Here is a 15,029-nt window from a genome sequence, read left to right as displayed (position 1 = left end):
GAGTTCCATGCGCAGAGCCATACTGGCCGTGCTCGCGACCGCCGTCGGTCTCGTGCTGCTGCTGTCGTTCAAACCGCACGAGGTGACCCCGCTGGCCGAGCGTCCGGCCGCCGTCACCCAGGGCGGGGACTCCGGCGACAGCGTTCAGGGCGGGCAGGGGCCGGGCGACGGATTCTTCGGCCACGACCACGACGAGTTCGGCGACGGGAATGGGGACCGCTTCGGCGGGGGCTCCCCGGATTCCTCCGGTTCCGGGTCGGCGTGGACCGGGCAGGGCGCCACCGCGGGCGCCACCAGCGGCGAGAAGACCGTCACCGGCGACTCCGCCGACACCCGCTGGGGCCCCGTGCAGGTGCAGATCGTGATCTCCGGCGGGAAGCTGGCCGGGATCAAGGTGCCGGTGGCTCCCGCGAACAACCGCCGCGACCTTGAGATCAACAACGAGGCGCTCCCGATCCTCAACGAGGAGGCGCTGTCGGCGCAGTCCGCCCAGATCGACACGGTCTCCGGCGCCACCTACACCAGCGACGGGTACATCCGCTCCCTGCAGAGCGCGCTCGACAAGGCCGGCCTGTGACCCGCCACGTCGAGCACGTGATGGGCACCGTCTTCTCCTTCGACGTACGTCACCAGGACGACGCCGCACCATGTGTCGCGGAGGCGGTGGCGTGGCTGCACCACGTCGACGAGGTCTTCTCGACCTACAAGCCGGACAGCCCGGTCAGCCGGCTGGGCCGGGGCGAGATCACGCCGGCCGACTGCCCGCCGGAGGTGGCCGACATCCTCCGCATGTGCGAATCGGTGAGCGACCGGTCCCACGGATACTTCACCGCCTACCCCGGAGGCCGGCTCGACCCTTCGGCCATCGTCAAGGGATGGGCGGTCGAACGGGCCTCCGCCATGCTGCGCGAGGCGGGCGTGCCGGACCACTGCGTGAACGGCGGCGGGGACGTGCGGCTGTCCGGCTCGGCGGGCCCCGGCCGCTCCTGGCGGGTCGGCGTCGCCCACCCGCTCCGCCCGGGACACCTGGCCGCCGTGGTGTCGGGCAACGACCTCGCCGTCGCCACCTCGGGCACGGCGGAGCGCGGAGCGCACGTCATCGACCCCCACACCGGCAGGCCCGCGACCGAGCTGGCCTCGGTGACGGTGATCGGGCCGGACCTCGCCCTGGCCGACGCGTCACGCCACCGGCGCCTTCGCCATGGGCGGCGCCGCCGGGAGTGGGTGGAGGAGCTGGACGGCTACGAGGCCTTCGCCGTCACCGCCGCCGGCGCCACCTGGCGGACGTCCGGCCTCTGAGGGGACGACCCGCGGGTTCGGCGCCGGTGGCGGCTGGGCCTGTGTGGCCGGCCGGGCCCGCCGCCGACCCCATGCCCTCGCTCACCACGCCTCGCTCTTGCCCTCGCTCACCATGCGAGAGCGTGCTTGAGCCGCGTGGCGGCGGCCACGGCGGCCACAGGCGGGTGGCCAGGTTCCGGGCGAGGATGCCGCCTCGCGTCGCGGGGACAAGGAGTGCCGACGCCTGCGCGACGTTGCGCTGCTTGGGGTCCACCAGGCGCCGGTGCGCGGCCTCGTACGCGCGGAAGGCCGCGCCGGGATCGCCAGGGTGGGCGGCCAGTGCCTCGGCGAGGGTGAACGCCCCCGCCATGGCCAGGGTGGAACCGTCCCCGAACAGCGACACGCACGAGGCGGCGTCGCCGAGGAGCGCGACACGGCCCTTCCACCACCGCGGCAGGCGCACCTGGCTGACCGAGTCGAAGTAGAGGTCGTCGGCGGCGCGTACGTGTTCGAGCAGTTCCGGCGCCCGCCAGGACACGTCCGCGAAGGCGTCGATCAGCATCCGCTTGTGCTGCTCGCTGTCGCGGTGGTCGAAGCCGGGCTTCTCGGGGCTCCGGTAGAGGAAGAACGCGACCGCGGGCTTGGGATTGACGGCGATCGCCTTGCCGGGCGTGTTGTGCATGACAACGTCCCGGCCCGCTCCGGCCGCCCCGTCCGCCAGCGGCGTGGTCGCGACGTACAGGCCCATGTGGCGCACGAGCCCGCTCTGCGGCGTCCCCGTCTCCCGGTGGAACGTCAGGCGCCGCGTCACCGAGTGCAGGCCGTCGGCTCCGATCACCAGGTCGAAGCGGCGGGGTGCGGCGCTCTCGAAGGTGACGTCCACCCCGTGCTCGTCCTGGCCGAGCGCCGTGATGGAGTCGTCGAAGAGGAACTCGGCGCGGTCGCGGCTCGCCTCGTACAGGATCGACGCGAGGTCGCCGCGCGGCACCTCGACCTCGTCCGGCCGCTGCACGGCGCGCATGTCCATCCGGCCGACCCGCCTGCCCGCCGCGTCGACGAAGCTGACCCCCGTCGTGCCGGTGGCGGCTTGGCGCAGCCGGGGCAGGACGCCCATCCGTTTCACGACCGGGACGGCGGGTCCCCTGACGTCCACCGGGTTGCCGCTGGACCGCGGCTTTCCCCCGCGTTCCACGACCGTGACCCGGAATCCGTGCCCGGCCAGCCAGTAGGCCAGCGTCGGCCCCGCGATCCCGGCCCCCGAGATCAGCACTCTGCTCATGACATACCCCTAACCGGAAGGTTTTCCTCCGCATAACGACGGTATCCTAACCGGAGGAAAATCGTCCAGATCCCGCTCGAAGAGAGGTGGCAGTGGAGAAGGGGCTGCGCGCCGACGCGCGCCGCAACCGGGACCTGATCGTCGCCGCGGCCCAGGAACTGTTTCTGGAGCAGGGCGTCGACGTGCCGCTGGAGGAGGTCGCCCGCCGGGCCGGCGTGGGCGTCGGCACGCTCTACCGCCGCTTCCCGGACCGGGACGCGTTGCTCCGGGCGGTCGGCGAGGAGAGCCTGCGCCGCCTGGTGGACCTGGCGGAGACGGCCTGGCGCGAGGAGCCGGACGCCTGGCACGCGCTGTGCCGTTTCCTGCGCGGCTCGGTCGCGCTGCGGCTGGGCGTGCTGCCGGCGAAGCTCGAACCGCACCTGCATCAGCGGATGCGCGTCGGCCCCGACCTGCACGAGATGCGGCAGCGGGTGATCGCCGCCGTCCTGCGGATGATCGAACGGGCGCAGGCGGACGGCGCGCTGCGCGCCGACGTCGGCCCCGGCGACATCGCCGTCCTGATGACCCTGAACGTCTACACGCCACCGGCCCTGCCCGGCGAGCCGGCCATGGCACGCGTGGTGGAGATCATGCTGGACGGCCTGCGCGCCGACCGGGGATCACCCCTCCCCGGAACTCCGCTCGACGGCGACGACCTGCGCCGCTACACCGCCGTACGGCTCCCGCCCACCGAGTGACGCCCGGGCGATGACGAGCCCTCAGGAAGGGGATGCCGGCGCTCTGGACGACCGGGCCTGCAAGCAGGGTCTGGCGCGAAGATCGCGAATCCGCGAGATCCTTGTCGGTGCCGAATGAGATCTGAGTGTGGTCCCACCTCGGGGGGCCTCCTGCTGAGCTCGCCCACGCCATCGATCCCGAGACCCTCACAGTGGAGGCCCCATGGCAGGCTCTGGTGTCGGGGCAGATCGTTATGGGCCGGGAGGGCGGGGCGATGCTCGGCACTCGTGCCATCGTGGTTTGAGCGGGTCAGGGACCGGTGGTGGATAGAGCCTGACAGCACGGCCTGCGCCCAAGCCGCCTATGCCGCGGCCGATGGCCCTTATGAGGAATCTGTCCCACTATCGTCGTACCAGATCAACGACAACAGCCCCAAGGGTACGGTCGTGGAGGATGGCCGTCGGCGTGCCGTACAGACAAGGAAACCGCATGACCACCACCGCACTCATCGTCGGCGACATGCAGGCGGGCATCGTGGACAACTACCCCTTCGCCGCCGCCGTGCTGCCCGTTGTGGACAAGGTTGTCTCTGCGGCCAGAGCCGCCGGAATCCCAGTGATCTTCATCCGTTTCGGGCTGCGGGCCTCAGGCCTTGATGTTGCAGCGGGAAACCGGTTGATCAGCGACCTGCACGGGGCGGGGACGCTGTTCCACGAAGATTCCCCCGAGACGCTCGTGCACCCGCGTATCAAGCCGTTGCCGGATGAGGCCGTCGTTCTCAAGCGCCGGGCCAGCGCCTTCGCGGCGAGCGACCTCGATCGGCTCCTGCGCGCTCAGCACATCGACTCGATCGTGCTGACCGGTGTCGCCACCGGAGCGATGATCGCCGCCACCCTCTACGACGCCTCCGACCGCGACTACCACGTGACCGTGCTCAGCGACGCTTGCGCCGACGGGGAGCCGGACGTGCACGACTTCCTGATCAACCGCGTCTTCCCGGCCAGGGGTGCTGACGTGCTCACGGGCCAGGAGTGGATCGCCCGCCTGTGACCCGGCCGCGTGCGCCAGCTCGCCGCCCAGCTGTTCGCGCCGTACGTCGCGCCGCCCGACGGGATGGCTTCGAGCAGGACCCGATGATGCCGCGACGATCGCCGGCGACGGCCGGCGACAATGGTCGGCTTCACGGGGCACCCCGAGCGGGGCCGCGGCGCCTGACGCCGTCCCGCTCCGGCCAGGCGACGGGGCGTCGTCCACAGGTGCCGACGGGAGCGGATCGGGAGCCCCGTTTCCGCTGCTAGCGTTCCGAATTGGCAGAGGGAGACGGCCTGCTCGTGATTCACGCGGCCGGCGACGGTAGGCGGCTCGCACTCAGAGTGAAGGAAACGGCGTGCTCGTGATCCATGTCGCCTGGAACGGCGGGAGACTCGTGCTCTGGGCGGAGGAGACCGGCGGCTCGCAGCCGCACCCCTCCCCGGCTCGGGCGCGGGACAGGGCCGCCCCGGACACCTTCACCGCACCGCAGGACCGAACGGCGTCACGGGACGGGCGGGCCTCGCGGGACGGGGCCCGTCCCCACCCCTTCGCCGCTCCCGCGAGCACCCTCGCCGCCGAACTGCCGCGCTGGGGGGACGCCGCGGCAGAGGCGGCGGGCAAGGCCGTGTCGGCGAGGCGGTGCTGCTGCTGCCGAGTTCGGCGGCGAGTCCCCTTCCTCGCCGGAGACCGGCCTGCGGATCACCGCGCGCCGCCCGAGGATCAGTCCGTGGCGGGTGCCCGCGTTGCTGGTCGAGCCGGGGCCCGCGCTGCGGCTGCTGACGGGGGCGTTCGAGCCGCCACCCGCCGCCGGGCCGTCCCTGCGTTATCTCGCGATCGTCGCCGCCCACGCCCGCGACCTGGTGCGGCGCGGCCGGGTGCTGCCCCAGCTCGTCGCCGAGGACGGCGGCTACGCGGCGCGCTGGCGGCCGGTGCTGACCGGCGCGCACGCCGACCGCGTCCGCGAGCTCGCCGCCGCCATGCCGCCGGTCTGCCGGGCCGTGGGCGAGGAGCGGCCGTCCGCCCATGTGCTGATCGAGGCGCTTGCGGGCCTGACCGACGCCGCCGTACGGCAGGCGCTGCCGGAACGCCTGCTCGGCGGGCACCGCCCCGGGCAGCGCAGCCCCCTGGCCGACCGGTGGACGGTGGCGCTCACCGGGGACACGGCGGCCCTTCCCGGCGCACGCCGGGAGGAGGCGGAGGCGCTGGCCCGGCCGCTGGAGGACTGGTTCAGGGCGGCCCACCAGCTCGACGGCCCGGTCAAGGTGTGCTTCCGCCTCGTCGAGCCCCTCCTGGCCGACGAGCAGCCGGGCCAGGAGACGACCGCGAGCCCGGGGGTGGCAGCCGACGCCGCGGCCCGAGCGGATACCGCACCACGCATGGACGCCGACGCGGGCGCAGGGGCGTGGCGGGTCGAGTTCGCCCTCCAGTCGGCCGAGGACCCGAGCCTCTACGTGCCCGCTCCCCTCGTCTGGGCGGGCGAGACCGTGCCCGGCCTGCCCGGGCGGCCGGACGAGACGCTGCTCGCCGGCCTGGGCCGGGCGGCCCGTCTCTACCCGAGGATCGACGACGCGCTCCGGGAGGCCCGGCCGGCGCACGTCGCCCTCGACGTGGAGGGGGCCTTCCACTTCCTCCGGCACGCCGCGCCCCTCCTCCAGTCGGCCGGATTCGGCGTGCAGCTGCCCGCGTGGGCGGGCCGCGCCCGGCTCGGCCTGAAGCTCACCGCGCGGTCCCGCTCCGGGCCGGGCGCCGCCGCCGACCAGGGGTTCGGGCTGGCGCAGCTCGTGGACTTCCGGGCCGAGCTGGCCGTCGGCGACGAGACGATCAGCGAGGCGGAGCTGGCCGAGCTGGCCCGGCTCAAGGTGCCGCTGGTCCGGCTGCGCGGGCAGTGGGTCGAGCTGGACGCCCGGCAGCTCGGGGCCGCGCTGAAGGCGGTGGAGCGCCGCGGTTCCGGTCAGATGACGATCGGCGAGGTCATCCAGGAGGTGGTCCACGGCGGGGACGACGAGCTTCCGCTCGTGGAGGTGGACGCCGACGGCCTGCTCGGCGACCTGCTGTCCGGCGAGGCCGACCGCCGTCTCGAACCCGTCGCGACCCCGGCCGCCTTCCACGGCACGCTGCGGCCCTACCAGGAACGCGGTCTTGCCTGGCTCAGCTTCATGTCCCAAATCGGACTAGGCGGCATTCTTGCCGACGACATGGGACTTGGTAAGACTCTTCAGACATTGTCCCTTCTTCTCCGCGAACGCGAGCAAGGAGAGCAGGTAGGGGCGACGCTGCTGGTGTGCCCGATGTCGCTGCTCAGCAACTGGCAAAAGGAGGCCGCCCGCTTCGCGCCCTCGCTGGACGTCTACCTCCATCACGGCACGAGCCGCCTGCGCGGCGAGGAACTGGCCGAGCGGGTCGCCGCGGCCGACCTCGTCCTCACGACGTACGGCACGGCGTTGCGCGACCGCGACGCCCTGGCCGGGTTCACCTGGGCCCGGGTCGTCTGCGACGAGGCCCAGGCCGTCAAGAACGCCGCCGCCCGGCAGGCCCAGGCGGTGCGCTCGCTGCCGGCGCGGACGAGGCTGGCGCTGACCGGCACCCCGGTCGAGAACCATCTGGCCGAGCTGTGGTCGATCATGGAGTTCTGCAACCCCGGCCTGCTCGGATCGGCGAGGGCCTTCCGCGACCGCTATCAGGAGCCGATCGAACGGCGGGGCGACGAGACGGCGACCGCCGCGCTCAAGCGGGCCACGGGCCCGTTCGTGCTCCGGCGCCTCAAGACCGACAAGACGATCATCTCCGACCTGCCGGACAAGATGGAGATGAAGGTCTGGTGCACGCTCACCCCCGAGCAGGCGAGCCTCTACCAGGCGGTGGTCGAGGACATGATGGACAGGATCGCCGGCAGCGAGGGCATCGAGCGGCGGGGGAACGTCCTGGCGGCGATGACCAGGCTCAAGCAGGTCTGCAACCACCCCGCGCACCTGCTCAAGGACGGCTCCCGGCTGACCGGCCGGTCGGGGAAGCTGGCGCGGCTGGAGGAGCTGGCCGAGGAGATCCTCAGCGAGGGCGACAAGGCCCTGGTCTTCACGCAGTACGCCGAGTTCGGCTCGATGCTGCAGCCCTACCTGGCGGCGCGTCTCGACCGCCCGGTGCTGTGGCTGCACGGCGGGCTGCCGAAGAAGACGCGTGACGCGCTGGTGGAGCGGTTCCAGACCGAGGACGAGCCGATGATCTTCCTGCTGTCGCTCAAGGCCGCCGGCACCGGGCTCAACCTCACCGCCGCCGGTCACGTCGTGCATGTGGACCGGTGGTGGAACCCGGCCGTGGAGAACCAGGCCACCGACCGGGCGTTCCGCATCGGGCAGACCCGCAACGTGCAGGTCAGGAAGTTCATCTGCGCGGGGACCCTGGAGGAGCGGATCGACGAGATGATCGAGCGCAAGCAGGCCCTGGCCGAGAGCGTCGTCGGGACGGGCGAGGACTGGATCGCCGGGCTGTCCACGGCGGAGCTGCGCGAGCTGTTCCGCCTGTCCCCCGAGGCGGTGAGCTGAATGCCGGTCGGGCGGGACGGCTGGTTCGAGGCCGCGCGGCCCATCAGGGTCGAGGGCGGCATCAAGGCGCGCTCGAAGCGGGGGTCCATCGGCGAGCGGTGGTGGTCGCGACGCTTCATCGACATCCTGGAGCACGTCTGCGACGCGGGCCGGCTGACCCGGGGGCGCGCGTACGCGCGGCGGGGCCAGGTGCTCGACCTCGACCTCGGTCCCGGCCTGGTGAAGGCCCGGGTGCAGGGCTCGCGCCCGGATCCGTACGACGTGAGCGTGCGGATCACGGCGTACGGCGCGGACGAGTGGGCGGGGCTGGTCGAGGCGCTGGCCGCGCAGGCCCTCCACCGCGCCAAGCTGCTCGCCGGGGAGATGCCGCAGGAGATCGAGGAGGTCTTCTCCGGGTGCGGGCTGCCGCTGTTCCCCGGCGAGCGCGGCCTGGACATGGCCTGCTCCTGCCCCGACTGGGGCTTCCCGTGCAAGCACCTGTCGGCCGTGCTCTACCTGCTGGCCGAGGCGTTCGACGACGATCCGTTCCTGGTGCTGGCCTGGCGGGGCATGGGCAGGGAGGCGCTGCTCGACGCCCTCCGCGCCACCGGCGGCGGGCGGACTTCGGGTGAGCCGGGAGGTGGCGGGATGCCCGGACTGCTCGACGTGGCCGACGTCCCGTTCGCCGAGCGGGCCGGCGACTTCTACGAGTCCGGCGCCTCACCGGCCCGCCTCGGCCCGCCGGCCGATCCCGGGTCGCCTCCCGACCTGCTGCTGCGCGCGCTGGACCCGCCGCAGGTCAAGGCCAGGCACATCCCGCTGCTCGACCTGCTGCGGCCCGCGTACCGGACCCTCGCGGCTCAGGAGAACGAGGGGTCCCGGGAGAACGAGGGGGCCGAGTAGGGATCAGGTGTCCTCGAAGCTCTGCGGAACCATCACGCGGACGCCGTTCGGGATGGTCCTGAGCACGAGCGGCGTGCGCAACCGCACCTCGCCGTCGATGTCGGCCGCCATCGGCGGGTCGGTCTCCAGCAGCATCTCCTGGCCGGTCACGAACGGCCCGCCCGCGAGGCTGGTCCACCTGCCGGTGGTCGCCCGTACGAGGGTCTCCCCGAGCAGGCGCAGCCGCTTACCGGAGCCGAGCTGGTAGGCCACCAGCTTGCGGTTGTCGATGCTGACGTCCCTGGCGATCTGCCAGCCGCCGTGGAAGCGGCCGTTGGCGATGTTGAGCTGGTGGGTCAGCAGCTCGTGACGCTTGCCGTCCACCGTGATGTAGGCGCGGAACGGCCGGTGCCTCGGCAGGATCGTGAGCGCGGTCAACGGGTAGGCCGCCCGGCCGAGCATCCGCTTGAGCCACGGCTTGACGGTGCCCGCCACCTCGACCGAGACGCCGAAGCTCGCGAGGTTGGCGAAGGGCCGGTCGCCGCAGACGCCGAGGTCGATGTCGGCCACCTTGCCCTCGGTGAACACGCCGATCGCCCCGGCCAGGTCGAGCGGCAGCCCGAGGCTGCGGGCGAAGTTGTTGGTGGTGCCGAGCGGCAGCACGCCGAGGGCGACGTCGCGGCCGGCCACGTGCTTGACCGAGCTGCTCAGCGTGCCGTCGCCGCCGCCGACCACGAGCAGGTCGGGGCCGGAGTCGAGCGCGCGGGTCAGGATGTCGCGCAGCCGCGAGGGGTCGGTCACCGGGTGGACGCCGGTGAGCCGGAAGTCCCGCTCCTTCAGCAGCCGCAGCACCTCTGCGTAGTGGCGGCGGCCTCGCCGGGACTTCGTGTTCACGACGACGGCGGCCTTCCGCTCCCGGTGGACGGCCGCCGTGTGATCCGCCTTGCTCCGCACGCTCACATGCTAGGGGCCGCCGGGCGCGGGCGCGCAGTCCGCGGAAGGCGGACATGAGTGTGCCCGGCTGCCGTCCGGAGCGGACGGCGGCCGGGCACGGGCACCACCTGAGAGGTGGTTACTTCTTGGCGGGGGTGATCTGGACGATCGCGCCCATGTTGGCCGGCAGCGGGCTGATCAGCTTGATCTGCACGCCGAGCTGCTTGCCCTCGTCGCCGGGGTTGCCGGTGCCGAGGATCGCGCCGCCGATGTCGGTGCCGTACAGCTCCGTCGCCGGGGTGCCGTCCGCGTGGACGATCCGGGTCGAGTACGGCTGGTTGTCCTTGGACGGGACGACGGCCGAGGAGTCACGCTGGCGGTAGTAGAGGCTGCCGTCGCGGACCTCCAGGCCGGGGTACCAGCCCTTGGCGTCCGTGAACGACGTCACCGCGGCCTGCTTGCCGAACGAGGTGCAGTACTCGGTGAACGGCTCGCCCTCGATGCACTCCTTGAACGGGTAGGTGCCGACGAAGTTGAACGCCGCGTTGGACGACTGCGGACGGGACTGCAGGTTCTTCAGCGTGCTCGGGTCGTGCGCCGCCGCCTCGCCCGTACGGCGCAGCGGGTCGAAGTGCGAGTCCACGATGAGGAGCTCGCCCTTCGGGCCCACCGACGGCAGGTCGAACGTGCGGCCCGAGACGTCGTTGTTGGCCACGGAGGTGTCGCGGTACCACACGAGCAGGCCGGGGGCGTTGTACTTGACCTTCTCGACCTTCCAGGCGCCGTCGCGCAGCCAGGTCGTGTCGTAGGCGTACTGCAGGCCCTTGTCGAACCCGTCGAAGTTGCGCCACTCGGCCAGGTAGTACTGCGCCGCCTGCTCCTGACCGGAGTGGATGACCCAGCCGGCGCCGCTGGTGTCGGTGAACGTGCCCTTGGTGGCCGTCCAGCCGTTGGCGCCGCCCTCGACGTCGTCGGTCCACACCGCGGTGGCGCCGTTGTTCAGCGAGAAGTCGTCGTTGAACCAGCCGCGCTGCACGGACGCCGCGTCCGTGGCGTAGCGCAGGCGGATCTGGACGGACTTGCCCGCGAACGGCGCGAGGTCGACGTACAGGTGGTGCCAGCCGCCGCTCTCACCGGTGAGGCCGTACTTCTTGTTGCCGTAGTCCTTCAGGCGGCCGTTGGGGTCGGTGTAGTCGTCGCCGGTGCTGGCGAGGCTGCCGTCCTCGTTGTAGATCTTCTGCTCGGTCCAGGTGGCGCCGCCGTCGGCGGAGATCTCGAAGAAGCCGAAGTCCCAGTCGGCCTCGATGCCCCAGTCGCTCCACCACCAGAACTTCGCGTCCGGTCCGGCCGGGACGTCGACGGTCCTGCTCAGCTTGTTGTCGGCCCAGTCCTGGTCGCTGTTGGACCACCACAGGTTCGACCCGCTGTGCGGGGTGGACATGATGTTCAGCTTGTCCGGCAGGTTGATCCGGACGCCGTCCTCGGTGCCCTTCGGCGTACGCGAGGTCTGGCCGACCGCCACGAGCTCGTTCTTGCCGCCCGGCTCGATGATCTTCGGGTTGGCCCAGCCGAGCACCCACTTGTCCCACAGGCCCATGTGGGTGGGCAGGGACTGGAAGATCGGCCCGGAGTGCGAGCCGCTCGACATCAGGTCCCAGAAGTCGACGTCGGAGTCGCCGGCGCCGGTGGTGTCGTACAGGTCCGGCAGGCCGAGGTCGTGGCCGTACTCGTGGGCGAACACGCCCACCCCGGCGTCCTCGGGCTGGAGGATGTAGTTGGAGATCTTCACGTTGGTGCCCGGCACCGTGTAGCCGCCGGCCACGTCGCTGGAGTGGGCCCACAGGGCCATCGTGCCCTCGGCGCCGCCGCCGCCCGACTTGTCCTCGCCGGCGTGGATCAGCACGAGGTGGTCGACGACGCCGTCCGGCTCGTCGTAGTTGCCGTCGCCGTCGGCGTCGGAGGTGTCCTCCACGTCGTAGTCGGCCCACGGGAAGTTCGGGTTCGACTTCACGAGCGCGTCGACCGCGTCGACCGCGAGCTGGGCGGCGCCGCGCGGGTTGTCCGGGTGGCCGGTCATGTCCTGCGGGTAGGTGTGGCACTTGCCCGCGCCGTACCAGGCCTCGGAGTGCGGGACCTTGATCCAGCCGACGGCCTCACCGGTGACGGTGTAGGCGCCCTTCGACATCTCCTCGTACATGTTCTTCATGGTGGAGCCGGAGATGTCGATGCCCTTCTTGCCGTCCCGGGGGTCGGTCAGGTCCGGGCGGACCCGGGTGGTGATCCCCTTGGAGGTGTAGAGCATGTTGTTGTAGTGGGCCGTGTTGAAGTCGGCCACCCACATGGAGTTGTTGTCCTTCGCCCCCACCGCCGGCGTGGCGGGGTTGGGGATCTTGTTGTGCAGCGGGCCGTTCAGCTTGGTGCCCGGCGGCTCGGTCACGCAGTCGTCGACGTCGTCGATCGTCTTCGGGTGCGACCAGCCGGAGAAGTCGTCGTTGGCCTGGTCGTTGAACTCGACCAGCAGCGTGAGGAGCTTGGCGGTCCTGGTCGTGTTCGCCTTCTTGTAGATGAAGTCGAAGGGGTTCTTCCCGGTCCTGATCGCCTGCTTCTCGTGCTTGGCCAGCACCCGCGCCGCGACCGGGTTGCCGCTCGCGAACTTGTGGTCGACGGCCTGCGCCAGGGCCGCGGTGCGCTTGGCGCCCTTGGCCGGGACCTTCTCCTCGGTCGTGGTGAAGTCGCCCTGCACGCGCGGCGGCGCGTAGTTGATGTAGTGGTCCTTGGCGGAGGGCTGGTAGCCCGCCGTGGGAGCCGCAGCCGCACCGGCCGCGGCCAGACCTCCTGCCGCCAGCCCGAGCGCGGGCACGATCGCGGCGAGACGCCGGATTCTTCTGGACAACGAGATCCCTTCCCGTCCGGGTTCCCCGGACACCCATGCACGGCGCGCCGGGATGAGCGCGCATGCGGGACCTTAAACGAGGGGGTAAAGGGCGGGTAAAGAGGCATCCGGCATGGTTGTCAAAATGTGATCTGTACCGAAAACCGTTAATAATTCCGGATGGCACCCGATACCGAACCGTGCCGTAAAGTCCAATCGTGACCGAGCTGACCTCCGCGCTCGCCGCGGCGCTGCCGGACGGGCGAGTCCTCACCGATCCCGACGTCGTCGACTCGTACGCCAGGGACCGCACGTTCGTGCCGCCGGGCAGGCCGCTCGGCGTGGTGCTCGCGCAGTCGCGCGACGACGTCGTGGCCACGATGCGCTGGGCGAGCGAGCACCGCGTGCCGGTGGTCCCGCGCGGCGCGGGCACCGGGCTCGCCGGCGGGGCGACGGCCGTGGACGGCTGCGTCGTGCTGTCCCTCGCGCGGATGACCGCGATCCGCGAGCTGTCGCCGCAGGACGAGATCGCGGTCGTGGAGCCCGGCGTCATCACCGCCGACCTCGACCGGGCGGCCCGCGAGCACGGCCTGATGTACGCCCCCGACCCCTCGTCGTACGAGATCTCGACCATCGGCGGCAACCTGGCGACCAACGCGGGCGGCCTGCGGTGCGTGAAGTACGGCGTGACCCGCGACTCGGCGCTGGGCCTGGAGGTCGTGCTGGCCGACGGGCGGGTGCTGAACACCGGCCGCCGGACCATGAAGGGCGTGACCGGCTACGACCTGACCGGCCTGTTCGTCGGCTCGGAGGGCACGCTCGGCGTGATCACGGCCGCGACGGTGCGGCTGCGGCGGGCGCCGCGCGAGCTGGCCACGGTCGCCGCCGAGTTCACCTCGCTGCGCGACGCCGCGGCGGCCGTGTCGGCGATCGTCGCCGCGGGCTGCCAGCCGTCGATGCTCGAACTGATGGACCGCACGACCCTGCAGGCCATCGACGACTGGAAGAACATCGGGCTGGAGCCCTCCACCAGGGCGATGCTCATCGCCCAGGCCGAGGGCTCGGCGGACGAGATGGCCGCCTTGTGTGGAGCCGCGTCATTCGTCGCGGTCTCGTCCACGCCGGAGGAGGCCGCCGAGCTCATCGGCATCAGGCGCCTGGCCTACCAGGCCAAGGAGCGGCTGGGCCAGTGCCTGGTGGAGGACGTGTGCGTGCCCCGCTCGGTCCTCCCCGAGATGATCACCACGATCGAGGAGGTGGCGGCCCGGCACGGCGTGATGATCGCGACGGTCGCCCACGCGGGGGACGGCAACGTGCACCCGGTGTTCGTGTTCGACCGGGGCCTCGCCGAGCCGCCGGAGGAGGTCTGGACCGCGGCCGACGAGGTCTTCCGCGCCGCGCTCGACCTCGGCGGGACGCTCACCGGCGAACACGGTGTCGGCCTGCTGAAGAAGCGCTGGCTCGGCCTGGAGACCGGCCCGGTGGCCGCCGAACTGCACCAGGGCATCAAGCAGGTGTTCGACCCGCTGAACATCCTCAACCCCGGTAAGGCGATCTGACCACTGGTAGCGTTTGGTGCCATTGTCAGGTTGCAGGGGTAATCGGGGGCGATGGTGGCGTTAGAGGCTGGGGATCCCGACCGCCTGGGCCCGTTCACGCTCGTCGACCGGCTCGGTGAGGGCGGCCAGGGGGTCGTCTTCCTCGGGCGCGGCCCGGCGGGCGAGCAGGTCGCGGTCAAGTTGCTGCACACCCGGCTGACGGCCGATCCCGAGGCACGGGAGCGGTTCCTGCGCGAGGTCGCGCTGGCGCAGCGGGTCGCGCCCTTCTGCACGGCCCCCGTCCTGTACGCCGACCTCGCCGGCAACCAGCCGTTCATCGTCAGCGAGTTCGTGCCCGGGCCGTCGCTGCGGCAGCTCGTGGACCGGGAGGGGCCGCGCCGGGGCGCCGCGCTCGAACGGCTCGCCATCAGTACGGCGACGGCGCTGGCCGCCATCCACCGGGCGGGGATCACCCACCGCGACTTCAAGCCGGCCAACGTCCTGATGGGCCCCGAGGGCCCGGTCGTCATCGACTTCGGGGTGGCCAGGGCGCCCGACTCGCCCCAGTCCACCGCGACCGGCGCGTCCATCGGCACGCCCGCCTACCTGGCCCCCGAGGTGCTCTCCGGCGGCACGGCGGGCGCGTCCGCCGACATGTTCGCCTGGGGCGTCACGATGGTGTTCGCCGCCACCGGCAGGCCCGCCTTCGGAGCGGACTCGATCCCCTCGGTGATCACCCGGATCCTGCACGCGCAGCCCGACCTCGGCGACCTCGGGGCGCCCCTGCGGGACATCGTCGCCGCCTGCCTGTCCAAGGACCCCGCGCTGCGTCCCTCGGCAGAGGCGGTGGTCGCGCGGCTCACCGGGCAGCCCACCGTGCCCGTACGGCCCGCCGCCGCAGCGCAGGCACCCGCAGCGCAGGCGCCCGCGCCGCACCGCCCACGCCGGACCGCAGGCCCCCGAGCCCGGGCCGCCAGGCC

General features: G+C 72.1%; 11 protein-coding genes. 8 read left to right on the top strand and 3 right to left on the bottom strand.

Annotation, left to right across the window (positions count from 1 at the left end; translation table 11 throughout):
* Positions 1–7: 7 nt before the first annotated feature.
* Positions 8–577 (top strand): FMN-binding protein, encoded by a 570-nt coding sequence (locus tag B1L11_RS27670; RefSeq protein ID WP_079317562.1) that lies wholly within the window; start codon positions 8–10, stop codon positions 575–577.
* Complete coding sequence (locus tag B1L11_RS27665; protein ID WP_256862941.1) at positions 574–1,299, top strand: FAD:protein FMN transferase; 726 nt, start codon at positions 574–576, stop codon at positions 1,297–1,299. Before B1L11_RS27670 ends, B1L11_RS27665 begins: the two co-directional genes overlap by 4 nt.
* Here B1L11_RS27665 and B1L11_RS27660 read toward each other — a convergent pair.
* Positions 1,259–2,557 (bottom strand): FAD-dependent monooxygenase, encoded by a 1,299-nt coding sequence (locus B1L11_RS27660; protein ID WP_079317560.1) that lies wholly within the window; start codon positions 2,555–2,557, stop codon positions 1,259–1,261. The genes B1L11_RS27665 and B1L11_RS27660 overlap by 41 nt on opposite strands.
* Before the next feature lie 86 nt (positions 2,558–2,643).
* Here B1L11_RS27660 and B1L11_RS27655 point away from each other — a divergent pair, with 86 nt between their 5' ends.
* The 4 genes from B1L11_RS27655 to B1L11_RS27640 all read left to right on the top strand — a co-directional run bounded on the left by B1L11_RS27655 (position 2,644) and on the right by B1L11_RS27640 (position 8,727).
* Positions 2,644–3,294, top strand: a complete 651-nt coding sequence (locus B1L11_RS27655; protein ID WP_079317558.1) for a TetR/AcrR family transcriptional regulator — start codon at positions 2,644–2,646, stop codon at positions 3,292–3,294.
* A 469-nt stretch (positions 3,295–3,763) separates the two neighbouring features.
* Positions 3,764–4,324, top strand: coding sequence for a cysteine hydrolase family protein (locus B1L11_RS27650; RefSeq protein WP_079317556.1), 561 nt, complete (start codon positions 3,764–3,766; stop codon positions 4,322–4,324).
* Between the two features lie 716 nt (positions 4,325–5,040).
* Positions 5,041–7,845 carry a DEAD/DEAH box helicase gene (locus B1L11_RS27645; protein WP_256862940.1) on the top strand — a complete coding sequence of 935 codons (2,805 nt, stop codon included), beginning with the start codon at positions 5,041–5,043 and terminating at the stop codon, positions 7,843–7,845.
* The gene (locus tag B1L11_RS27640) at positions 7,846–8,727 is read left to right on the top strand and encodes an SWIM zinc finger family protein (protein ID WP_079317554.1); all 882 of its coding nucleotides are present in this window, start codon (positions 7,846–7,848) and stop codon (positions 8,725–8,727) included.
* Positions 8,728–8,730: 3 nt separating this feature from the next.
* Here the strand turns inward: B1L11_RS27640 and B1L11_RS27635 are convergent, their stop codons facing one another.
* Together B1L11_RS27635 and B1L11_RS27630 are read right to left on the bottom strand one after the other, a co-directional pair.
* Entirely contained in the window at positions 8,731–9,660 is a 930-nt protein-coding gene (locus B1L11_RS27635) for a diacylglycerol kinase family protein (protein WP_079317614.1), read from the bottom strand.
* A gap of 118 nt (positions 9,661–9,778) precedes the next feature.
* Entirely contained in the window at positions 9,779–12,532 is a 2,754-nt protein-coding gene (locus B1L11_RS27630; protein WP_079317543.1) for an immune inhibitor A domain-containing protein, read from the bottom strand.
* 197 nt (positions 12,533–12,729) lie between these two features.
* Between B1L11_RS27630 and B1L11_RS27625 the strand changes: the two genes are divergently transcribed.
* Positions 12,730–14,070 carry an FAD-binding oxidoreductase gene (locus tag B1L11_RS27625; RefSeq protein WP_079317541.1) on the top strand — a complete coding sequence of 447 codons (1,341 nt, stop codon included), beginning with the start codon at positions 12,730–12,732 and terminating at the stop codon, positions 14,068–14,070.
* Between the two features lie 51 nt (positions 14,071–14,121).
* Positions 14,122–15,029, top strand: a 908-nt coding sequence (locus B1L11_RS27620; RefSeq protein ID WP_143737600.1) for a serine/threonine-protein kinase, incomplete at its 3' end; no start/stop codon positions are given.

This window comes from Microbispora sp. GKU 823 (assembly GCF_002027145.1).
GTDB classification, from domain to species: domain Bacteria; phylum Actinomycetota; class Actinomycetes; order Streptosporangiales; family Streptosporangiaceae; genus Microbispora; species Microbispora siamensis.
This window is presented reverse-complemented; position numbering and strand designations above follow the sequence as displayed.